General features: G+C 45.7%; 23 protein-coding genes. 17 read left to right on the forward strand and 6 right to left on the reverse strand.

Annotated features, from left to right (window positions below; genetic code table 11):
• Positions 1-48: 48 nt before the first annotated feature.
• From RBB63_RS21345 to RBB63_RS21365, 5 genes are read left to right on the forward strand one after another with little or no spacing between them, the layout of a single operon-like run.
• Positions 49-864: a hypothetical protein gene (locus tag RBB63_RS21345; protein WP_309387264.1), complete on the forward strand. Its 816-nt coding sequence runs from the start codon at positions 49-51 to the stop codon at positions 862-864.
• Positions 861-1,649, forward strand: a complete 789-nt coding sequence (locus tag RBB63_RS21350; protein ID WP_309387265.1) for a hypothetical protein — start codon at positions 861-863, stop codon at positions 1,647-1,649. Before RBB63_RS21345 ends, RBB63_RS21350 begins: the two co-directional genes overlap by 4 nt.
• A gap of 23 nt (positions 1,650-1,672) precedes the next feature.
• On the forward strand, positions 1,673-2,053 hold the full coding sequence (locus RBB63_RS21355; protein ID WP_309387266.1) for a hypothetical protein: 381 nt from the start codon (positions 1,673-1,675) through the stop codon (positions 2,051-2,053).
• Positions 2,050-8,319, forward strand: a complete 6,270-nt coding sequence (locus RBB63_RS21360; RefSeq protein ID WP_309387267.1) for an RHS repeat-associated core domain-containing protein — start codon at positions 2,050-2,052, stop codon at positions 8,317-8,319. The genes RBB63_RS21355 and RBB63_RS21360 overlap by 4 nt, the downstream gene beginning before the upstream one ends.
• Positions 8,320-8,331: 12 nt before the next feature.
• Positions 8,332-8,871, forward strand: coding sequence for a hypothetical protein (locus tag RBB63_RS21365; RefSeq protein ID WP_309387269.1), 540 nt, complete (start codon positions 8,332-8,334; stop codon positions 8,869-8,871).
• Positions 8,872-8,884: 13 nt separating this feature from the next.
• On the opposite strand, the gene RBB63_RS21370 is transcribed toward RBB63_RS21365, so the two are convergent.
• Together RBB63_RS21370 and RBB63_RS21375 are read right to left on the reverse strand one after the other, a co-directional pair.
• On the reverse strand, positions 8,885-9,697 hold the full coding sequence (locus RBB63_RS21370) for a hypothetical protein (RefSeq protein ID WP_309387270.1): 813 nt from the start codon (positions 9,695-9,697) through the stop codon (positions 8,885-8,887).
• 478 nt (positions 9,698-10,175) lie between these two features.
• Positions 10,176-10,823, reverse strand: coding sequence for a hypothetical protein (locus RBB63_RS21375; protein ID WP_309387272.1), 648 nt, complete (start codon positions 10,821-10,823; stop codon positions 10,176-10,178).
• A gap of 110 nt (positions 10,824-10,933) precedes the next feature.
• On the opposite strand from RBB63_RS21375, the gene RBB63_RS21380 reads away from it, so the two are divergent.
• From RBB63_RS21380 to RBB63_RS21415, 8 genes are all read left to right on the forward strand, one after another.
• A complete protein-coding gene (locus RBB63_RS21380) occupies positions 10,934-11,506 on the forward strand; it encodes a tyrosine-type recombinase/integrase (RefSeq protein ID WP_309387273.1) in 573 nt (190 codons plus the stop codon).
• A gap of 97 nt (positions 11,507-11,603) precedes the next feature.
• Entirely contained in the window at positions 11,604-11,783 is a 180-nt protein-coding gene (locus tag RBB63_RS21385; protein WP_309387275.1) for a hypothetical protein, read from the forward strand.
• Between the two features lie 88 nt (positions 11,784-11,871).
• The gene (locus RBB63_RS21390) at positions 11,872-12,237 is read left to right on the forward strand and encodes a hypothetical protein (protein WP_309387277.1); all 366 of its coding nucleotides are present in this window, start codon (positions 11,872-11,874) and stop codon (positions 12,235-12,237) included.
• Positions 12,234-12,653, forward strand: a complete 420-nt coding sequence (locus RBB63_RS21395; RefSeq protein WP_309387278.1) for a hypothetical protein — start codon at positions 12,234-12,236, stop codon at positions 12,651-12,653. The genes RBB63_RS21390 and RBB63_RS21395 overlap by 4 nt, the downstream gene beginning before the upstream one ends.
• Positions 12,654-12,759: 106 nt before the next feature.
• Positions 12,760-13,734: a tyrosine-type recombinase/integrase gene (locus tag RBB63_RS21400; protein WP_309387280.1), complete on the forward strand. Its 975-nt coding sequence runs from the start codon at positions 12,760-12,762 to the stop codon at positions 13,732-13,734.
• A 104-nt stretch (positions 13,735-13,838) separates the two neighbouring features.
• Positions 13,839-14,129, forward strand: coding sequence for a hypothetical protein (locus RBB63_RS21405; protein ID WP_309387283.1), 291 nt, complete (start codon positions 13,839-13,841; stop codon positions 14,127-14,129).
• Positions 14,110-15,141 carry a hypothetical protein gene (locus tag RBB63_RS21410; RefSeq protein ID WP_309387284.1) on the forward strand — a complete coding sequence of 344 codons (1,032 nt, stop codon included), beginning with the start codon at positions 14,110-14,112 and terminating at the stop codon, positions 15,139-15,141. The genes RBB63_RS21405 and RBB63_RS21410 overlap by 20 nt, the downstream gene beginning before the upstream one ends.
• An 11-nt stretch (positions 15,142-15,152) precedes the next feature.
• Positions 15,153-15,326 carry a hypothetical protein gene (locus tag RBB63_RS21415; protein WP_309387287.1) on the forward strand — a complete coding sequence of 58 codons (174 nt, stop codon included), beginning with the start codon at positions 15,153-15,155 and terminating at the stop codon, positions 15,324-15,326.
• A gap of 91 nt (positions 15,327-15,417) precedes the next feature.
• Here RBB63_RS21415 and RBB63_RS21420 read toward each other — a convergent pair whose 3' ends face one another.
• The gene (locus tag RBB63_RS21420) at positions 15,418-15,861 is read right to left on the reverse strand and encodes a hypothetical protein (protein ID WP_309387289.1); all 444 of its coding nucleotides are present in this window, start codon (positions 15,859-15,861) and stop codon (positions 15,418-15,420) included.
• Positions 15,862-15,974: 113 nt separating this feature from the next.
• On the opposite strand from RBB63_RS21420, the gene RBB63_RS21425 reads away from it, so the two are divergent.
• Together RBB63_RS21425 and RBB63_RS21430 are read left to right on the forward strand one after the other, a co-directional pair.
• The gene (locus tag RBB63_RS21425; protein WP_309387292.1) at positions 15,975-16,295 is read left to right on the forward strand and encodes a hypothetical protein; all 321 of its coding nucleotides are present in this window, start codon (positions 15,975-15,977) and stop codon (positions 16,293-16,295) included.
• Between the two features lie 199 nt (positions 16,296-16,494).
• Positions 16,495-17,538, forward strand: coding sequence for a helix-turn-helix domain-containing protein (locus RBB63_RS21430; protein WP_309387294.1), 1,044 nt, complete (start codon positions 16,495-16,497; stop codon positions 17,536-17,538).
• A 280-nt stretch (positions 17,539-17,818) separates the two neighbouring features.
• Here RBB63_RS21430 and RBB63_RS21435 read toward each other — a convergent pair whose 3' ends face one another.
• Positions 17,819-18,619 (reverse strand): hypothetical protein, encoded by an 801-nt coding sequence (locus RBB63_RS21435; protein ID WP_309387296.1) that lies wholly within the window; start codon positions 18,617-18,619, stop codon positions 17,819-17,821.
• 212 nt (positions 18,620-18,831) lie between these two features.
• Here RBB63_RS21435 and RBB63_RS21440 point away from each other — a divergent pair, with 212 nt between their 5' ends.
• The gene (locus tag RBB63_RS21440; protein ID WP_309387297.1) at positions 18,832-19,041 is read left to right on the forward strand and encodes a hypothetical protein; all 210 of its coding nucleotides are present in this window, start codon (positions 18,832-18,834) and stop codon (positions 19,039-19,041) included.
• A 200-nt stretch (positions 19,042-19,241) separates the two neighbouring features.
• Positions 19,242-19,514 carry a hypothetical protein gene (locus RBB63_RS21445; protein WP_309387299.1) on the forward strand — a complete coding sequence of 91 codons (273 nt, stop codon included), beginning with the start codon at positions 19,242-19,244 and terminating at the stop codon, positions 19,512-19,514.
• Positions 19,515-19,926: 412 nt separating this feature from the next.
• On the opposite strand, the gene RBB63_RS21450 is transcribed toward RBB63_RS21445, so the two are convergent.
• Positions 19,927-20,127: a ribbon-helix-helix protein, CopG family gene (locus RBB63_RS21450; RefSeq protein WP_309387301.1), complete on the reverse strand. Its 201-nt coding sequence runs from the start codon at positions 20,125-20,127 to the stop codon at positions 19,927-19,929.
• 44 nt (positions 20,128-20,171) lie between these two features.
• On the reverse strand, positions 20,172-20,489 hold the full coding sequence (locus RBB63_RS21455) for a hypothetical protein (RefSeq protein WP_309387302.1): 318 nt from the start codon (positions 20,487-20,489) through the stop codon (positions 20,172-20,174).
• Between the last annotated feature and the right edge of the window lie 256 nt (positions 20,490-20,745).

A 20,745-nucleotide genomic window follows, 5' to 3' on the forward strand; every position in this document is an offset into this window, starting at 1 on the left:
ATTGGAAAATTTATCATAATCTATTCTCGACACGTGATAGCTATATGCATGCATTCCTTCATGCGCCTTAGATTATTACCTGTATTTATGATTCCGTTGATGGGTCTCGCCGATAATACACTTACAGACCGGCAAGCGGACATCATCGTGGCGAATGAAATGGAGGCAAAAGAAGCCAAACGCCTGGCAGAAACTCCAGATTTTCAGGTTCTCCAGCGTCGAGTTGTAGAATTAAATAATGGTGGCACCCTTGTTATGGATGAGGTCGCCAAGCCTCAACTCAAGAAAAGAGAAAAAATTGAACCAGTTCAATTATCATCTGAACAGATTGAATTGCTGGGTGACATCGAAGAAGGAAAACACAAATTCCTTTCCCTCAACGTTTGGGTCTACGATAACAAGGTGTCACATATTCGCTGGAGTGATCCGGATGGTAGGCAATATTCCGCCTGGACTGAGGCGGACATGAATCTTTGCCGAGTGATACGTGGATTTTCAGCTGGTGACATTACCTATACTCTGGGGGCGTTGGTTCTAAATGAATCGATTGAGAATCTCAGGGAGCGGCAGAAATTAGCAAAGAGAGAGGGGGTAGATTTAAAGATTCCCGAAATCCCTGATCTTCCAGAGTCCAGCAATGGAGTTACTGAGTATTTCGTGGAAACAAACGACCCTACTTTATTAGAAAACGAGGAAGTCTTTTCTGGCCTTGATGCACTCATGGTCTACCTCGATCAAAATAAAAAGGAGCTTCAACAGGCTCTGCATGACCAGAGAAAAATCAGCGAGGCGAAGAAACGTTACCACCAACAAAATCAGCAACCTCAACAAACCACCTTCATCCATTGGGTTCCTGAGCAATGAGAAACACAGTCACCACTATCATTCTTGCGGGATTATGCCCGATCATCCAGTTGTATGCCCAAACAGATTTGCAACAGGATACTGATCTTCAAATTGTGGATGGGGCAGGGGTTAATGAGCTGAACCTTAAATGGTTCGCATTCAATAATTATGCCTACATCATTCTCCAATCACCGGATTTGGAGACTTGGACAATTCCAGTTGCCGCAGAGCAGGTTTTTGTTGGGCAGGATCAGGAAATTACTGGATTGGCCTTCATGAAGCCCAATGATCCAAACGCCGATCCAAATCAACTTGCCCAGGGCGCATCATTTTTCAAATTAGTGATGTCCCCGAAACCGCTCCAAAATCCGCTCGAATTCGATCCTGATAATGACCGGGTAGGGAGCACTACCGAATTTTCCCTTGGCTGGAATCCGCTCGATGCTTCCAGCTCTGACGGCGATATCGTCCCTGACGATCTCGAAAACTATTATTGGGGTGGCTTAAGCCGCGATGGGACTGGAAATGCCGATGGAGATGCACTCAATGACTATGGTGACATACTAGCCGGGGGAGATTCCGAAACCGCAGATAATTTTGAAGATGATGCTGATTCCGATACGGTTATTAGTGTCATGGCAGGTTTAGGTGCCTTAGGTGAAGACTGGCCGGAAGTATCGGGCTTTAGTGATTCTGTTGCCGGCAACGCAGATTTGGTCATCTACATACCTGAACAGGGATTCCAAATGGTCACTGATGACGGAACATTTTTGGAACTGAGCGGCAAAGTGCCTCATTTCTGAGCATAGCAGGGCAGGGGAGCATTTTGGCGAAAAATAATACATTTGTAAGCATTCTGCTTGTTGCAGCACTTGTCGTTGCGCTGCTCATTGCTTTCGAGCGGATGCGGATCATGCCGCAAGCAACTGAAGATGCTACGGTTGTGCAGATAGTCGAATCTGATAGTGTGGAGGAGCCGAAAGTCACGGATGTTCCTCCGGTCGCTGTTGAAGGCCTCGGCGAGCTGCTGACTACTGAAATTGAAGCCGTAAGTAACGAGCCCGAGGAAGAAGCGTATTATTGGAAAGCATTTGCATCAATGCGCCAGCCAGCAGTTAGCGATCCAAATTCAGAACAAAATCAAGCAACATTAAGGCGGCTAAGAGAGATGCGCCGCGCCAGAATACAAGCTGAACAATCTCAATGATGAATTCCCTTAAATTCTTCATATCACTCGCCATGATTCTCATGGCGGCTACTTTGAATGCGGTCTCAGTGCCAGGATCGTTATCTGGCGATTTGTCGGTAAACAACAAAGGCCAAGCGGTATACACTATCCCAATTGAGCTGCCCCCTGGGATCATGGGAATGACTCCTGAACTGGCGCTTCAATATAACAGTCAGTCTGGCGATGGCATATTGGGAGTAGGGTGGCGCATCGCTGGTCTTTCTGAAATTACCCGCACCCGGCCTACATTGTTTCATGACCAGATGATTGATGCGGTCGATTTCGATGACAATGATCGCCTGTTGCTTGATGGTCAGCGTCTAATGCTTGTGAGTGGGTCATCGTATGCCGGCTCAACCGCAGAATATCGAACTGAGATCAATGAATTCAGCAAAATCACTGCTGGTGGCAGCTTAAACTCCAGCTCATCTAAATTCACTGTCAGAACTAAAGGAGGTCTGATAAAGGAATACGGCCACACTGGTGATTCTTTTGTTAATGCTGAAGGCATATTCCCCAATGTCGCATTGAAGTGGATGCTTAGCAGCGTCGTGGATAAAGCGGGAAATGAAATCACCTATGATTATTACGAGCAAAGTTCCTACGGTCTGTCTAATGCGGTCATCAAGTCGATTGATTATGCTGACTACACTGTTGAGTTTGTTTACGAAAATCGAAATGACATCCGACCTTATTACATGGCCGGTGCTGAGGTTTCATTGCTGAAACGCCTAAAGAGCATCAACGTAAAACACGACAACACCACAGTTCGAGAATATCACTTTACATACGGATATAGTGGCGTAACAGGCCTCAGCTTACTTCTTTCTGTTCAGCAAAAAATCGGCCTTGATAGTATGCCAGCCACCGTCTTTAGCTGGCCGAATCGTAATGACGGACTTTTTCCAACGGTCCCGGGAACGTGGCTCAGGCAGACGACGTTTTCGGTTCCAAAAGACGAAATGGATATCGCTTATGCCTATGGCAACAACTACGGCATTAATGGAGGTGTTCGGTTTGCGGATTTGAACGCAGATGGCCTCCCAGATATGCTTTTTGCCCGCCAGGGAGAGAATGACCGAGCATACCTTAATACAAGTTTCAGTTGGCTAGAGAATATTCTTTATCGACCACCTTCGAACCGCGACTTCACTGTAAATCTTGATCAAACTGGTCCGGCGGACCGAGATGGTGGATTGCGAGTTGTAGATGTAAACGGAGACAATTTGCCGGATCTGCTTTACGGTTACAATGGGGTTAAGGAAGCATACATTAATAATGGTTATACCTTCGTTGCCGATTCCAGCTATAAACCACCGCTGGATTTCATCTATGATTATTATTCTAGTAGTGGAATTCGTCTCAGTCTAACCGCCCGATCCATTAAAGGCTTACCCACAGGAGCTGAGTTTGTAGATCTCAATGGCGATGGCCTAATGGATATGGTGTTTGGCGGGCGTAATTTTGGAAGTTTCAACGAAATTTTAGCAGCCTACTTGAATAATACCGGAGGTGCGGTTGATGACAATTCAAGTGCGAAATGGATCGATACGCTTAGCTACAAACCTCTTCAACCAATAATTCGTGACCTTTATAGCGGACCTGGTAATGATGGTGGTGTAAGGTTTATTGACGTAAATGGTGATGGATTGGCAGATCACCTCTATGCCCGCGAGGGCCAACCTCGAACCGTTCACTTGAATACTGGAAGCGGGTGGGCTGGATCGCCAAGCAGCGACTACGTGTTACCACATGATTTTGTTGTTTACCCGTTCAATGACGGAGATGGGCAGGATAGCGGGATGCGCTTAGTTGATTTGAACGCTGATGGATTGCTTGATATTGTTTACGCTCAAGAGACAAATTCTTCAAATAAAGCAACGTATCTCAATACCGGAGCAGGTTGGGAAGAATCTTCAGATTATGAGCTCCCATCCGGTGTGTTTATTACCTTTGGCTATAATATCAATGAGGACTTTGATGCAGGCCTTCGATTCACTGACCTGAACGGAGACGGGTTGACTGATTTTATTTTTTCAAGGGTTCATCCTACGAATTTTAACAGTGTTGAGCGAGGAGCATACATAAATACAGGTTCAGGATGGCAGTCTCACTCAAATTACCGGCCACCTAACTTTGTAGATGAAGCGGTCATTGCTGATGCTGTAGGCACTAAGTTTGGTATCGATGGTGGGGTCCGTTTAATGGACCTCGATGGGGATGGCCTTGAAGACATGATAATGTCTCGGATCAACCCCAGGGATAATGACCACGAAAGCATGGGTTGGATCAATACAGCCCCAAAGCCTGACTTGATTACTGCTATCACTAATGGGCATCAATCCCAGATGGTAATCGAGTATAAGAACCCTGGAATACCAAGCGATTTAATATACACCAAAGGAACTGGCGCTGCTCACCCAATCTACGACATCGTTCCGTCAGATTACGTTGTTTCTCATGTGATCAAAGACAACGGAACGACTGGATTGCACTATGATAGTTACTACACCTATGGAGAGGCGCGAACCCATATCCAGGGGCTTGGTTTTTTAGGATTTCAGAATTTTGATTCTTTCGATGCTGAAAAAGAAATCCAAGTGCAAGATGTTCTTTCTCAAGAATTCCCCTACATCGGACTGCTTTCACAAAGAACCATAAAGTTTGATCCTTCTATCGGTCAGGATCAAACTATCCGTGAAATCAGCAACGAATTTGATATTGTTGAGAGCAATGGGGAAACGGTTTTCCCCTACGTCGATATCGAAACGATCAAAGAGTATGAATTCAATCAGTCGAATCCTTATCAGACCCTCGTTACTGATTATGACTACGATGATTACGGAAATGCCGACCGTATTGAAATTGATTATGGAGGTGGTTATGTTCAAGTTACGACGAGCCATTTCGACAATTACAGCGCGGATTGGTCGATTGGGTTACTTGATTGGCAGGAAACTGAGCATCAACAGACGGGTATCCCTTCACGCACAGTTCGTCGAGAATACGATTATTATTCATCGACGCGCTTTCTGCATAAGGATCGACTTATGCAAGAATCTTCTCCGACTCTTAAGGAGTTGGAGAAGATATATGGCCGTGATAGCAACGGAAACGTCACATCAGTTACGATCAGTGGGAGGGATTTAGAAACCAGGTCGATCACCTATTCGGGCTATTCGGATTTCGGTAACAAGTATCCGAAATACGAGGACAATGATCTCGGACACCAAGTTACGACCACCTATGACGAGCGTTTTGGGCATGTAGCAATCATCACTGATCCCAATGGCCTGGAAACAGAACGCCAATATGACACGTTCGGAAGGCTCAAGAAGATCATTAGCCCGGACGAAACGACAACGGACATCTCTTACGTTTTCTCGCCTACTGGTGCACCAAGTGGGACTGCTTATGCTATCATTACAGATCCTGAAGACGGGTCTGAATCCATTTCATATTTTGACCGATTGCAGCGAGAAATTCGCGCTGAAAGAGAAGATTGGAATGGGAACGCCATCATAGAAGATACTGAGTATAACGACTTAGGGCAAATATATCGAATATCTCAAAAAACGACGAATCTGAATCCTACGGATTGGATGGTTTACGAGTATGATGATTTTGAACGTAACGACAAAATTACCTTAGCAAATGGCCTTGTAACAGATTTTACTTACAATGGTTTCGCTCTTACGGAAGTTACTGGTGGGCAGACGACTATCAAAACTCGTAATCCCAAAGGGCAGATTTCTCAAATTCGAGATAACATCCTAAATACCACCAAATTCTTTTACGAACCGCACGGCGATTATATCCGCCGCGTGGAAGCTCCAGGGGGAGTCGTGTATGAGATGGAGTATGATATACAGGGTAATCGAACAGCCTTGGATGATCCTGATATGGGTGAGTGGAGCTACACTTTTGATGGCATGGGACTCATGCGAACTCAGACAGATGCCAAGGCGCAAACAACGACTATAACTTACGACACCTTAAATCGCCTAAAGACCCGAGAGGTTGGCGGTGAAACATCAATTTGGCACTATGATGGCGCTGCCGATTACAATAAGAAGGGGCTGCTGCGTTTAGTTGAAGGACCGAATGATTTTCGTAAATCATTCTACTATGATGACCTCAGCCGCACCTATTTGGAACTGTGCCAAATTGATGGAAAATTCTACTACAACTACTCAAAATATGATGACCATAGTAGATTGACGCAAATCGATTATTTCTGGCGACCAAAATCATTGGAGGAGCCAGGCAATGAGCTACATCACGGATGGCGCTCTTATGGTCTGCGCTATGCATACAATACGCGAGGATTTACCACGACGATTAGTGACTCTAGCGGACACACCTGGTTTCAAAATCCACAGTATGACATGCTCGACAGGGTTAAGCAATATACGCTCGGAAACGGTGTTTTTGTTCAGAAGACTTATGATCCTGAAACTTATGAGTTGACCGACATCGATGCGAGTGGCCCAGGAGGCGTATTACAAGATTGGCATTTTCAATACACTCAGCACGGGAACCTTCAATACAGGCAAGATTTTGATGCCGGTTTAAGAGAGGATTTTACCTATGATGGGCTGAACCGACTTTACACAAGCACAGTCCAGAATTTAGGCCAATTAACTTATACCTATCATGCAGATGGCAATATCAACACCAGAGAGATCAGGACTGACACTGGAGTGCAATCAAGCACCTATAGTTATGGGACGGTTGCTGTTCGACCTCATGCGGTTACCTCGGCGTTTGGTGTTACCTATGGGTATGACGCGAATGGAAATCTGACTAGTCGCGGCGGTGCAACAGTCACTTGGAAAGCATTTAACAAACCGCATACGATTAACGATCCAAGCGGTAATAGTAGCGTATTTACTTATGGAGCCGACCACCAGCGTTTGACTCAAGAAATAATCAATGGGGCTACCTCTAAAAAGAAAGTTTACGTTGATGCTTTAGAGCACACCTACGAAGGCGACGATATCAAGAGCAAGGTCTATGTTTACGGGCCTATTGGCACACTTGGCACGATGACCTACGATAGTGCTAGTAGCTCCGTAACACGCCATTATTTTCATTACGATCACTTGAAATCAGTGATTGGTGTGTCTGATGACTCGGGGCAATGGGCGGAGCAATATGGATTCGATCCTTGGGGACTGCGTCGGGATTATACTGATTGGAACGGTGCTCCAAGCGCCACTGCCACCGTCACTGATCGCGGTTATACAGGACATGAAATGTTGGATAATTTGGGGTTAGTTCACATGAACGGCCGAATCTATGATCCACAGATTGCACGTTTCCTTTCACCTGATCCTGTAATAGCTGCGCCTTACGATTTACAAAATTACAATCATTATTCTTATGTCCGGAATAACCCAATGTCCTTGAATGACCCCTCCGGCTACATTGCGGAGACTGTTTGGGATGTCGGAAATATCGCTCTGGGAGTATTTGAGACCGGAGCGAATATTTACACGGGTGATTATACAGGAGCCGCTATAAGTGCTGGTGGTGTTGTTATTGATGTAGGGGCTGCTTTGATTCCATTTGTTCCAGGAGGAGCAGGGACTGGGGCAAAGGCCGTTAACATGACCAGAAAGCTTGCCAATACCGCTGAGGCAGCTGCGGATATTAGTGTAGTGAGCCTTAAGGCAACGCGCTCTAAGATGGGCATTCCTGAAGATCTTTCATTCGCTGAAGCTGTTCAGTTTATGAAGGCTAAGCGAGCACAGAAGCAAGCGGATACGTTTGAAGCAGTCGATTCAGTGCCACTTAAGCAAATTGATGAGGCTGTCCCGGACAGCGCACCTAAAATTAAGACTGACCAACCCGCTAATGGGGTGGATGATGATTATCTTGCAGCACTACGTAGCAGAAGTGACGCTAATGCTGTTACAGGCAAAAATGCCATAGATATGAATAATGCTCCTGCCAAATCTGATTTAACATCCCTTGGCTTCAAAAGAAATGGACGATGGTTTTTTAGGCAATTGAGGAAGCAGAATCCAGAAATGTTTAGTGCAGGAAACATTAATCGGATCAAAAAGGGGCAGGCCCCTGTCGTTGATGACGTTTGGATCAAGCATAATCCTCAGCATGCTGATTTTGCTGGTGATAAACTTATACATCACCATATTGACCAAGGACGTTTTGCTGGTGCTTTGCCAGAGGGATTCCACCAAGGGGAATTTAGTAAACTACATAACCGAACAACTGATTAGTATAACTATATTATGAACACAGCAGATTTTGTTAGAGAGCTAGCCTCAGCCGCTCCTAGTAAGTCACAGTTATCGCAGGCAGGTTTTAGTGAACTTGAGATTGAATCCACTCTGCATGAATTTGAATGTATCAAGCGCTCAACACCTATCACTCTAGAAGCTCATGATGATCTTTTTCTCGAATTGATTAGGGATTGGGACCTTTCTCAAGTGAAGATTGGTTCACTTTCTTTCTTTGATGAGCCTGTCGTCGGTAATGAGAATATTGAGCTCGGCAAAGTCGAACTCGACATTCTCGTTTTCAATTTAGGTAGTAAAGAATTCCAGCTTTTAGACCATGAAGATCGTAACCGTGTTTTTAGCGCTGTAGCGCAAGATGGCGAAAAACTAATGCGTGGACTAATCTTACTCGCAGATTATTTTGCCAAGACTGCGACGGATGAATTCGATATGGATGATGAAGAACTAGGGGACCGCAAGGTTCAAGAGTGTGCAGCTCTGCTGGGGGGCAAAAAATATGAGGGCTTTAGCAGCACGATGATAGGATTTTAGAGAAAGCCATTCGTCAATCAGTTTTCCTTCTTATTAGATAAGTTACCAAGAATAAGAATAACCCAACGGAAATAGCGTATGTTGTTGGCTCTGGAATTAGAGCCGACAATGGTTGTATGCTTACATTTTCATTCATGGTTATAATCTGAAGGCTTTCTTCTAGTCCTTCTGGAAGGAACATACTATAGTTAGCGTCCCAGTCTAATAGCAAATCATACTCACCAACTATATCTGTTATCATAAATGAATAAAACAGATCGGAACTGCTATTGTCATTTATTACGCTTGTGAGAGTATATTCTTCAAACTCGATAACGAATGTGCTGATTTCGCCAATACTTTCGTAGAGGACTCGGTCGTTTGCACTATCAAATAGCTTAAAACTCCTTTGTCCGCTAACGTTAATGTCTCCAAATTCGGATAATGAAAGGGTTCGGCTTATGATTATCGGCTCATCGCCAATCGCAGTAATAGATTGTTCGTAGCCGAATCCTACTTCAAATGAGCCATATCCACTGGCACTCTGAGAAAATGCACTGCTGGTGGACAACCCTCCATTTAGCATATCTGTTTTGCCGTGGGATGACTGAAAATCTGCATCTAGGTATGAATCATGACCTGATTTTAAAGAATCTGTGGTGAACCAAAAAGCTCCAAATTCGTCTTGCGAGGAGTGTTGGTTGAATTCATCCACATCGAGCACTAGTCCGGATGAATCAACGTTACTGAACGGGCTAAACGCGGAATTTATAGACAATGCTGCATCCACTTCTAATGGCAGCGTGAAAGCTGTAATTGCGGTCGTAGCCATCCAGGTGATGCTCATTTTCATACAGCAGCCGATACTGGTAGTATTTGCTACCACATCAAGCGGGAATTACTACCATATTTGGCTGAATTATCCGATAGCCGATTCCCAATACTTTTCTCAAATGGCAACAAAAGACCAACTTCAGCGAAGACGACCAGCAATAGTTTACACAACATAAATTGTGCGCGAATCAGACCCCGAAGGATGGCTCGCCGTGCTCTTTGCGTAGCTTTGCAATCAGCGCTCTATCTGAGGTCAAAGACGTTGTATCCGTTCTGATATCGGGCTTTGCACCCATCGCGGCAATGTAGACCGTTCGTCGGACAAGCAGGACAGCATTGTCCGGCTTAGGAACGTCTTTTCGATTTCCGAAATCATGCTTGTAGCTGCCATCAACCCAGCCATCCGGTGTCAAATATACCTCTTCCCACTCATTGCTTAATGACATACCTAAATACCATCAAAGAGGATGATTTCAGGCAAGGGTCTTATCTCATGATTTCAGTCGACGTTCGTGGATCCACAGGACACTGAGGCCCGCTAGAGCAAAGATTACGACCGTTGTTGACGGCTCCGGGATTGCAGTAATTTCGAGATTCAGATTGCCGGCAAGAAGGCCGTCTCGAGAAGATAGGGCATAGTTACCTGGATCAAATACTGAGAACGGCCATGATCCGGTTGACGCCCCAACTCCAATCGTCACATCCGTGCCGCTACCAGTGATTTCAATGGTGTCTCCGATATTGGCAACAAAGGGACTATCATCAGGGTTGCCGTAATGAACTGAAAGCTCCTGTTGGCCTTGATTACTTGAAAATCCAACTACCGAGAGGTTACCACTAGCCCCAGTCGTCAGATTTTCAATGAATAGAGTCTCCGTTGGAAAGCGTGTATCAATGAAGGCCCAGCCGTTAGCATACCGTGCATCTGGGTCAATCATGTCCCAGAAGAGCGACTCAAATTCTGTTCCTGGCGTTAGTGTAAATGCCTGGGTGACCGTGTCCGTTCCCGAAAATGTGAAGTCAAGGTGATCCTCTGTCGGATCGCCGACGAGGTGAAGATTCAGAATCCCCCAGGATGTTTGTGTGACAAGAAAGGCGGCCGTTGCCGCGGCTATTAAGGATTTTGCGCCAATTTTCATGGTCTAAATGATTTGTAAGTAACTGTTTTTTAGGAATTTAGTGAGATGATGTCTCAGAATTACCAATTCTGGGACATGGTGAAACTCGCGTGACTGACAAAAATTCTGGAATGTCTCTGTATGATAACCGGGGACAGAGAAAATACCTCACTGTCGGAGAGTGCCTGCGCTTCAAAAATGCGGCGGGTGATGCGCCTACGACGCAGCGCTTATTGGCAATGACTTTGCTTTACACCGGGTGCAGGGTCTCGGAGGCCTTGGAGCTAGATGGAACGCGCGTGGACCTGGCGGCCGAGCTTGTTGTTTTCCGAACGCTCAAAAAGCGAGAGAAGACCGTTTACAGGGCGGTTTACGTCGATCCGGAGTTCATCAGCGACTTGACCCAGCATTTCAATTTGCCGTCCCACAGGGGCCGCCTTTGGACGATTCACCGGCGCACGGCATTAAGATGGATAAAAGCCATCATGAAGGCCGCAGGCATCGAGGGGATACACGCGACCCCTAAAGGCCTACGGCATAGCTACGGTCTTGCCTGTGCGATGGAGAACCTACCGATCGGAGAGGCCAAGGAGCTCATGGGCCATGCCGATGTAAAAACGACACTGATCTACCAACAAGCGTTCGGGGCCGAGAAGCGAGCCTTTGCCAAAAGGCTCTGGAACCTGTATAAAATAGGGGATTGAGGTTGCCATGCAGTCTCGATTTCCCATGCTTGATGTGTCCCAGAATTGGTAATTCTGAGACATTCGGGTAAACTAAACCGACCATAAGGAGGTCGCAATGTCAAAACCCACTGAGATCGGGGGGCTTTCGCCAGGAAGCGCCGACTGTTCGATTCCTAATAACGCAATAGATTGTTACAATGCGCCGCAAACCGTGGATGAGCTGGCAAAGGCGATGGGGTATCGACGTATGCTACTCGATTTTTCCTTTGAAGACGGTGACTGCGTTGTCCACTAGCGTTCACGTTTCGACAATAGGCAAAAAACTTGAGTATTTTTTGAAATAGCTTAAGCAACTTACCGTGGACGGGTCGATTTTCGTAGTTATGTTTGTTGCTGAGCTGTTCTACCTGCTTTCGCAGTCATTCTCAATCCGGATACTAATCAAATCCGAGAAACAGCGTCGCCAAGATGAACAAGAGCGAGTTGAAAATGGATTGAGACGCGAAATTTTATGCGACTTCCTGATGTTTGTTCCTATTAGCGCAATCCTATTATATACCCTAGCTAGCCCATGGATTCCATTCGCAGTAGAAGACAAAGCGCTGCCAATTCTGGGTCTTGCAAGCTATGGTTTTCCTTTTGCTACGCTTAAAACGATCATTGTGAGACATTCACTGAAGGTCGCCAAGCAATTCGCTGAAATCATCATTGAAACAGAGAAGAATAAGAAAGAGGCACCTGAATCATGAAGAAGGTAAGCAGAACTCGAATCGTCAAGGTTAAGGTAATGTCAGGCAACCATTCCCGCAGACACCGCGCAATGACAAAAATTGCGTTTCGATGCGCTGTAAGTCGAAAAGTTCTAAATCACCTTACACATCGGTCTGATGGGAACACTAGAATTCGTGTAACCGATAAGTTGCTGAAATCGTCGCTTATTATTGAGATAACAAGAGCTCTTGGTTGGCTGAATATGATTGATAGCCGTTTACTTGACGAATACTTGATCGAATGTAGATCGAAAAAGAAGCTAAAGGCAATGCAGCGTAGTTTCGGCAGCAAATTTGTATCAGAGTTAGCTAGAGAATTAAGTAATGCAAATAAACGCGACCCTAAGGATGCCAACAGTTCTACATTCGGTGCTATGAATACGCCTGTAGATTAGTCCTTTTCCCCATCCATTTAGGTTTCAGGTTAAAGTTCTATAAAATATGTTATGTTACTTAAATGTTGACCGGAGATAAGTGCGCGGCTAAGGTGTTTCGGAAAGCATGGATGATGACCTGGAACACTTGCCCATAATCAAACCGACCGCCGGAACCGCGCTGGCCGCGCCGGAGTTCTTCCAACTCGCCGAGGTTCCCGCCGAAATGGTCTGGCTGGCGAACATCACCAGCAAAAATACCCGTGACGCGTATGCGCGGGATGTGCGCGAGTTTATGACCTTCTGGGAAATCAAATCGCCCGAGGCCTTCCGGACGGTGACGCGGGCTCATGTCATTAAATGGCGCGACAGCCTTCAGGACTATGGACTGGCTCCAGCCACGATCCGCCGAAAGTTGTCGGCTCTATCGGCTCTGTGTGATTACCTCTGCAACGAGAATTCCATTTCTCACAATCCGGTCAATGGTGTCACCCGACCCAAAGCCAAAAGCAAAGCGACGCCAGCATTGAGTGATAAAGATGTGCGAGCCATGCTCGATGCGCCGGATTCCGATACCCTAAAGGGCTTGCGTGATCGCGCGATTCTATCCGTGGGCTTCTTCCATGCCCCTAGACGTCAGGAAATCGCCAGCTTGAAGGTCGGTGACTTTTACCAGAACAAGGGGCTGATGTATCTGCGCTTCGCCGCCAAAGGCGAAAAGACACTGGAAATTCCAGTCAATGCCCACACGGTGCGGTGTATTCAGGAGTATCTGGCCACTGCTGGTCACGGCGAGGACCTCACTGGCCCTTTATTTAGACCAGTCCGGAACAACGTGACTGGTGAATTAAGGAAAGGACTTTCCGGAAAGGCCATCGACGTGGACGTGTTCAAGCATTACGCCAAGAAAACCGGAGTGATTGCACCTTCCCTCTCACCCCACTCCATGCGAAGCACTGCAATTACCAATGCCCTGGAGCATGATGTGGATTTGGCCAAGGTGCAGGAGATGGCTGGTCATGCGGATATCAGCACCACACGCGGATATGATCGACGGAAATTTAAGCCTGAGGATAGTCCCAGCTACAAAATTAGCTACTGACATATCAATATTTTTATAGACAAATAATAAGATCTATAATCTATTCTTTTTAGGTTTTGTTAAAATTATGCTATCTAGCTGCCACTGTTTTTGCATTAGTCTCCATGATAGGCTGCACTATTCCGCTTCCAGATGGATCAGACAGGCAATTCATTGTCATTGGCTTGGGATATGTGAGACTGGACGAGCCAAGGGAGGATGGTGTTGTGCAAGGAACTTCCCAAGCCATTGGTGTAAATATCGTAAATTCAGAGGTTCAATCTGTGGCTGTTGGTATCAGTCAGGCTCGTGTCGCGATAACGCCGCTGGGTGAGGAAGGTATTATTTTGGAACACTCCCATGACAAACTGGAAATCTACAAACCAGCTGACAACAATGAAGGAAACGAACCCTAAATACGGGATTCTCTGCATACTCGCAGGTTTTATACTCACTCTTTTTACTGGGTGTTCTAGTAAAGGCCATTACGTTGTTGCTGCCTCGAATACTTTGATCGGTGTAAAGGTAGCCCAAAACCCAGGAACCCAGTTTCCTGAGGGTGAGGTTGGCTATGCCAGGCAAGAGCTAGCTCTTGTGCCTACGGATCGGATGCAGCCTGACAACGAACCACGATCAGAGGTATATGCTGTCGAGTATAATGATAAAGGTAAAATTACCAAAGAAACTCGAACAGTTAACGCAAATGGACTGGGTAAGATTGAAGGTTCGGATAAATCCACGGATGTCTTAATGGAGCTTAAGGCGACTAGCTTGCTTTCATTCAATGCTAGTATCTATCAGCGTCTTGCAGTAGGTAAAAACGCGGTCGGTCAGCCTGGTGCTGCTCTTATGTTTTCTCGCGATGAATCTGGTAACACTAATCCAGAAGCGGTTAAGGCTGCTTTTGATGAGATTGCGAAAAAAACCGAGACAATTCCATTAACTGAGCAAGGTATTCTCAACATGTATCGTGCGGCGCTTATTGCCAATGAAGATACTGATCCGGAAGCAGCAGCAATTTTGTCCAAAGTTAATAAAGTTAATATTATACCGGACAATACCAAAATAAAAATATACAAATACGATGACAATGCGATGCCGGATCATGAGCTTAAGTATACCGAAAAGGACGAGAGCTCGCTAAGGAGCAATTCAATTGATTATGCTAACAGTGTTCGTTACATTGGTGACCTTACATCGAGCATTCGAAACCTTAATGCTGCATTAGATGCCGTCAGTGGGGGACAGAAAGTCCAGCTGATAGCTCCTGCACCAGACGGTGGCGAGATCGATGCAGGAAAGTCTATCAAGCTAATCGAGGAAAGAAATCGGCAGGTCGAGCTCCTAGATTCAGCGAGAAAGTCTATGAGGGAGAATTCCGCAGTTATTGAAATGGTTAGATATTTGGAGAAATCAGAATCATCTTAGTTAATAGCGATATGGAAACTGACAGACAAAGAGACGAAAAAGTTCTTGAGAATGACATGCAAAAGAATGCTGCATTGGTTGATTTGCTTAATGGACCATGGTTTGATGTGCCAATCGTTTCAATAGAGCGTGAAGACCATCCGCCACCTAGAAAAGGGGCCTGGATTCGACATTATGAAGACTGAATATTTTGTGTAAAAGCTTCTATCTGATCTGACAGATGATTTTGCCTGAGTAGAAGCCCAATCCCCAATCACATATTCTCTGTAGCAATACCTAATCGTTATCTGACGGAGGCACTTTTTCGTTTGCCTTACTGCGGAAGGCGTTCTCAAGCCAAATGAAAGTTTGTGGGGCGAATAGACCAACAAAACCAGCGATTCCATATAGGAATTCCCAATTCCCATCGCTTCCCTTAGCTCCCAAAGCTAGCACGCCACCTTTAAGTGCATAGGCAACGATCACCGCTAGCACGGCACTCTTCAGAGGGCTAATAAGGAGATCGATGCAAGATCTATAACTAAGGGCGTACTTGATGTCCTTGCCCATATCATGCAACCAGCGAGCAAATCCGCCTAAGCATCCTATAATTGCTACCAATGCAAAACCATCTTTATCTTTAATGTCTTCCTCTGTCCAAAAGGCATCGAGCAGCCAAACCATCAAGAAAAGCAATAATGATGTCCAAATAATTGCCCATGAAAGCTTAATGATAAGCATTATTCTTCTAGGTGACACAGGCTAGATTCAATACTATTATCGCAATAATATTCAAGAAATATGTTTTTTTACCAGTGATATAGATCTGGCCAAGGTGCAGGAGATAGCTGGTCATGTCGACATCAGCACCACGTGAGGCTATGATTGGCGGAAAGTTAATGCTGATGATTGATCAGCTATTAAGAACTTGCGGCAATCAAAAAGCCAACAAGGATAACAATGATACCTCCGACCAAGAAAAATCGGGAAGAGCGGTTTCCACGAAATGTGAAGTTGCTACCAAGAACCTTGATTGTGAGTTCGCCTGGACTATCTGTCGGAGGACGCTTCATTTCGATCACTGCCAGATAGAAGCCCATCAAAATGAGTGTGAACCCCAAAAATACGGATACAGAAAACGGATTGTTGAGCATGATTTAGAATTTAATGGTTAAATGCGTTTGGAAGTTATACACCCGTTTGCCATAAATTGCATATAGGAACAGTTTCCATCAATTTTTCACACGATCGGAAGGTCTCCAGCCGGTAATTCTTTACCGGTTGTAACCGGCATCGCGTCACGCATTTAAGCCGCAAAACATTCCAGTTTCATTGTTCGATGAGAATCCGTATTATAACGAGAACTTCAGAGCTATGTCAGACCGAGAGATACAGTTCACTCCAGAGGAGATTTCTACAGATGAGTTTAAGCTATTGCTTGATTCCGCTGATGAATTCATTCAAGCAGCCAACAATTTTCACATTGATAGCAAATATTTATGTGACTTAATTCAGTTTCTAAGGATAGATAACCTTGAAGGTCGAACCCAAACTGATATTGCAGCAATTCTTGGGATAAGCGAGAGCTCGGTTCGGAAAATCAAGAAACGCTTTTTAGAACAGGGTCCGACTAGTCTTCTGTCGGAGAAAAGGCGCTCTGAGCTAGGGCGAGTGTTTGGCAGCTGTTTCTCAGGTAAAAAGAGAGGCGATGAATTAAGCAAGAGCTCAGTTATTAGTAAACTAAAAGATTTGGGGGTGTCACATCTCGAACGAAGTGCTATCATTAGAGAGTTTGTCTTGTCTGAGGCGTTAGCTATCGTCGACATCAATGGAGATACCACATATCGGATACAGTCAGAGTATGTCGCACCAACACCACAAACCGGAATACAGCGGCACCTAAAGTTGCTTCACAGAAAAAAGCAATGTGGTGATATTTTGGATGGGTTGAAGCATGCATACATAGATTTGGAGCTTCCATTTGAAGCTGCTATAGCCATTCGTGACGACCTCTATCCAAGGAAAAAAAATATTGCTCTATACGAAAGCTTAGTCGGAGTAAGTAAAAACGCGTCGCTTGGACGCGATGGTGAAGATCCAAATTTTTGTACATCAGTATTAGGAGATTTCGTAAGTAGTGATGTTGCGTCAAAGAAGCCTAGTGATATCATCGATGGGGCTTTAGGTCTTGGTAGGAACACGGAAGCAATGTCGGTTTTGCTTATGTTGCATATGGATGATCTCCTTGTCGGTTATGTCGAGAAGCATATAAATAAAGGAATTGATGACATTAAGATATTTGCGGATCAATATAGAGCCAAGTTTAATGAGTCAAAAGACGTAAAGACTTTTAGGATAGTTTTCTCTTGGGGATTTGTTGCTAATTCAGGCAGCTTAAAAGACAATGAAAGGAGGTAAAATGAAACCATATAAGGCATTAGTGCTAGTGGCTTTTGTATGCTTAGCAACGGCGCTAAACGCAATTAGTATAAGCCAAAATTGCATTGATGACCGCTTTCAAGCGAAAGCAATTGAGGTTATTGACTAAGTTTAAACTTAGTAAAGTTTTAGCTTAGTAATTTCCTTTTCAAGGGGTAGTCTTGGCGGACTCCCCCTTTTTCTTAATTAATTATTGATATGGTGATGGGAACGTGTTCTAGATATAAGGTTTATTCTGTGTCATTTCCGATGATCTCGCTTAAGCTCCGGCGTATCCCCGAACTGGCACTTTGATTTTGGGCTTGTTCTTGAGTAGATCAAAACCCAAATCATCCTCAATATCGCTAACCAGTGCTTTGAGTGCGTATAGTCTAAATACCTGGTATGTCATGGGATCGTCGTAGTTAAAAGTTCGGTCAGACACTTTCATAAACTCTTTATTCTGCATCGTAATGCATTTCTCAACGACCTGAACAATGACGTATGCGGTATGCACAAATAAAGCTCCGTATTCCTTTAAGACTTTGACCGCTTTTTCCCCGACGCCTCCCCCTCCTGTGGGCCCATCCGGCTTAACTATGTTTCCGAAGCCGCCAGGCCCCCAGGGTGGTCGGCAGAAGAAACTTTCAAGTCTCTTAAAAATTTCCACTTCAATATAATCAACTGACAATTTACTCTCTACAATCTCGGAGTAGCTCGATTTGAGATCAGAGAAAATGCGCCCATAAACTTCTTTCTCGAATCGCCCCTGCATCTCTAAAGTGTCCAAAGTTGAATCAAGAAAAAGTGCGAAGTTTTGTTCACTACGAAATGTAATCAGGCGATCATCGCCTGCTGCTAGGTCAAGAATCGTCGTTGGTTTTGCATCTTCTTCCATGAGGACCTCGACCACTGTGGCTGCTATTTCCCTTAGATCTCGCTTCAGTTTCTTAGTATAATTGCAAAGAAGATTGAGTGCGATTTCTAGATTTTCTGTCCGTTTTGCAAGATCAGCAGTGGTTTGAGCCTTCGACAGTGCAGAATCGACTTCATCAAACAGCTTATTGAATTCTTCATTCATAATGTTATTTTCCCTCCATTCCTAAATATTTATCCGCATGGATAGAGGGCTGGCGAGTCGTAAATCCCGTAATTGCCACGCGCTGGGCCAGTAGCCACGGTGTCAAGGGATATTCTTACCCTAGTGTTTATCAGGCTTAGAGGCCGACGAGGCCTCTAAATCCGCTTTAAATAGCGGATTGCGCCAAGGCCGTTTGATATAATGAGGGTTCAATGTCACCCAAACTCATCAACAAGAAGCAAGTCCGAGCCTACGCGCTCGGCACCATCAAACGCACGCGGCCACACCTGTCCAGGAGTCGCGTATCCAGTGAATTCCTTGAGTTCATCGAAGCCAAGGTCAGAGCCGAAATCGACAAGGCTGTCGCCGCTCAACCGAGTCGTGGTAAAACGCTCATCAACCCATATCAGACGCTTAGATAACTGCCGCAGGAACTCCTCCGGGTAGGCCATACTACCGGCCTTTCATCTGGTTACTCCTACAGGAAGCGTGCTTCGCCACAATAGCCTTCCGCCGCAGAGCGGTCTCCCGAGAAGGCTGTTGCGTTCTTGCACTGGGCTCCCTGTCGCGGAGAAGCCAGAAAGGCCGTGATAACCATGGCCTACTAAACGAAGGAGTTCCAATGACAGACCAACAAAGCAAAAATGACCTCAAAGAGTCCATTGAGCAATCCGTCCACTATTCCCTAACGATCCTGGCCAACCTTGATTATGCTTACGGCCTTCTGGCAGCGGCTCTCGAATGCAGTGACACTTTCCCAGTCAGTTTAATCAAAGACATTGAGCAGGCAATCAAGGTCCACGAGGACACTCGTTCTGCCCGCATTAGCTACAAGGAGCGCATCGTCAAAGTTAAATATCACCCACACCTCGAAGACGAACTGATGCCATTCTAAAGCCGTTATTTTCCTATTGCCCCGGCTTCGATTTCGACGCCTCGCACTGGCATTGCCATCGAGATCGAAGATAGCCGCTATTGCAGCCTAATAACTATTTCCCGAGGCATATGGTCTTCGGTGGCTGACTTAATCGGTTACACTTTCAAGGTGCTTTATCCCTTTTTCAGTCAGAAAGACGCTGACACTATCGTAGGTAGTTTTTGCGGTTCGGGCAGATCGGTGTGGTTCCCCGACAAAACGAATCAGGAGTTTATTCTTCAGATTCCTGAGTAATTTAATGTCTTCCTGGAAAGCCTGTATGTCGGACCTGGAGTCCGATTCAGGACGAAATGCCATTTCATCGCCATTTTGGTGGATGATTTGAAGGGCTTCGAGTTCCGAGCTGAACATGGTGTTGATCGCGTCCGCGCTATTGTTCGGTTAGGTTTTCCAGAGCCGTCGCAATAAAATTGGAACGGTTGCGGTTCTCGGCCGCAGCCATCATATCAATTTTATGAACCAGCTCTTGAGGAAGGCTGATCGAAATTTGGGTCTTACCAGCTGCGCGGTTGACCGCACTTTTCTTAGCGGCCTTTTTGGCAGCCCGTTTTACTGTTTTCTTTTTCGCCATAGCACTCAGGCAGTAAAGTATTCGGTGCTTCAGCACAAGCTAGTTTAGATGCCCACAGTTAATGTTGGGCTGAAAGCAATAGCCAGGCAAAAAGCCGCCATCGAGCAATTTCCCATGTCCTTTTGTCTGTCGATCGATCGTAGCTTAATGCCGGCGATGAGGCATATCACCGTTGCCCCAAAGTGCATTCCTATCAGGGTTCCTTCCAGATCGAGCCTCATGACCGACCGTGTCAGGTAAAGGCGCGTGACTACCCACCCCCCGATGATGTGCCAGAATATTACTGAGACAATCGTCGTGGTCATACCAGTGACAGCGAGCCATCGCCATATGGATTCACTAAAGGTGATTTTTTCAGACATGGTGATGAGATTCTTTATTATATCCCCTCATGGACTGTTCTCCTTTGTTGGTGGGGAAAGGCTTTTCCCCTGGCTCAAGCCGAAGTCTTGAGCGCACCCCATTCTAGCGGGGAGATCCCCGCAACGCCCCCACAATTTGATGGATAAAGGCTAAGGGGCGCCGCCCCTGGCGCCGCGCAATGCCCTCCAAACCGGCCCCGCCTCCGGCGGCCTGGCATTGCGCGTTGCCTCCCCGTTCTCGCCGAAGGGCAGGTTT

Source organism: Cerasicoccus frondis (assembly GCA_031296915.1).
GTDB lineage: Bacteria > Verrucomicrobiota > Verrucomicrobiia > Opitutales > Cerasicoccaceae > Cerasicoccus > Cerasicoccus frondis.

Coding starts and splice junctions, on each gene's coding strand:
- RBB63_RS21360 (WP_309387267.1), top strand. CDS start 2,050: ATGATGAATTCCCTTAAATTCTTCATATCACTCGCCATGATTCTCATG.
- RBB63_RS21400 (WP_309387280.1), top strand. CDS start 12,760: ATGGATGATGACCTGGAACACTTGCCCATAATCAAACCGACCGCCGGA.
- RBB63_RS21435 (WP_309387296.1), bottom strand. CDS start 18,619: ATGAATGAAGAATTCAATAAGCTGTTTGATGAAGTCGATTCTGCACTG.
- RBB63_RS21350 (WP_309387265.1), top strand. CDS start 861: ATGAGAAACACAGTCACCACTATCATTCTTGCGGGATTATGCCCGATC.
- RBB63_RS21370 (WP_309387270.1), bottom strand. CDS start 9,697: ATGAGCATCACCTGGATGGCTACGACCGCAATTACAGCTTTCACGCTG.
- RBB63_RS21375 (WP_309387272.1), bottom strand. CDS start 10,823: ATGAAAATTGGCGCAAAATCCTTAATAGCCGCGGCAACGGCCGCCTTT.
- RBB63_RS21365 (WP_309387269.1), top strand. CDS start 8,332: ATGAACACAGCAGATTTTGTTAGAGAGCTAGCCTCAGCCGCTCCTAGT.
- RBB63_RS21410 (WP_309387284.1), top strand. CDS start 14,110: ATGAAGGAAACGAACCCTAAATACGGGATTCTCTGCATACTCGCAGGT.
- RBB63_RS21445 (WP_309387299.1), top strand. CDS start 19,242: ATGACAGACCAACAAAGCAAAAATGACCTCAAAGAGTCCATTGAGCAA.
- RBB63_RS21450 (WP_309387301.1), bottom strand. CDS start 20,127: ATGGCGAAAAAGAAAACAGTAAAACGGGCTGCCAAAAAGGCCGCTAAG.
- RBB63_RS21440 (WP_309387297.1), top strand. CDS start 18,832: ATGTCACCCAAACTCATCAACAAGAAGCAAGTCCGAGCCTACGCGCTC.
- RBB63_RS21420 (WP_309387289.1), bottom strand. CDS start 15,861: ATGCTTATCATTAAGCTTTCATGGGCAATTATTTGGACATCATTATTG.
- RBB63_RS21405 (WP_309387283.1), top strand. CDS start 13,839: ATGATAGGCTGCACTATTCCGCTTCCAGATGGATCAGACAGGCAATTC.
- RBB63_RS21455 (WP_309387302.1), bottom strand. CDS start 20,489: ATGTCTGAAAAAATCACCTTTAGTGAATCCATATGGCGATGGCTCGCT.
- RBB63_RS21430 (WP_309387294.1), top strand. CDS start 16,495: ATGTCAGACCGAGAGATACAGTTCACTCCAGAGGAGATTTCTACAGAT.
- RBB63_RS21395 (WP_309387278.1), top strand. CDS start 12,234: ATGAAGAAGGTAAGCAGAACTCGAATCGTCAAGGTTAAGGTAATGTCA.
- RBB63_RS21390 (WP_309387277.1), top strand. CDS start 11,872: ATGTTTGTTGCTGAGCTGTTCTACCTGCTTTCGCAGTCATTCTCAATC.
- RBB63_RS21380 (WP_309387273.1), top strand. CDS start 10,934: ATGTCTCTGTATGATAACCGGGGACAGAGAAAATACCTCACTGTCGGA.
- RBB63_RS21345 (WP_309387264.1), top strand. CDS start 49: ATGCATTCCTTCATGCGCCTTAGATTATTACCTGTATTTATGATTCCG.
- RBB63_RS21425 (WP_309387292.1), top strand. CDS start 15,975: ATGTCGACATCAGCACCACGTGAGGCTATGATTGGCGGAAAGTTAATG.
- RBB63_RS21385 (WP_309387275.1), top strand. CDS start 11,604: ATGTCAAAACCCACTGAGATCGGGGGGCTTTCGCCAGGAAGCGCCGAC.
- RBB63_RS21415 (WP_309387287.1), top strand. CDS start 15,153: ATGGAAACTGACAGACAAAGAGACGAAAAAGTTCTTGAGAATGACATG.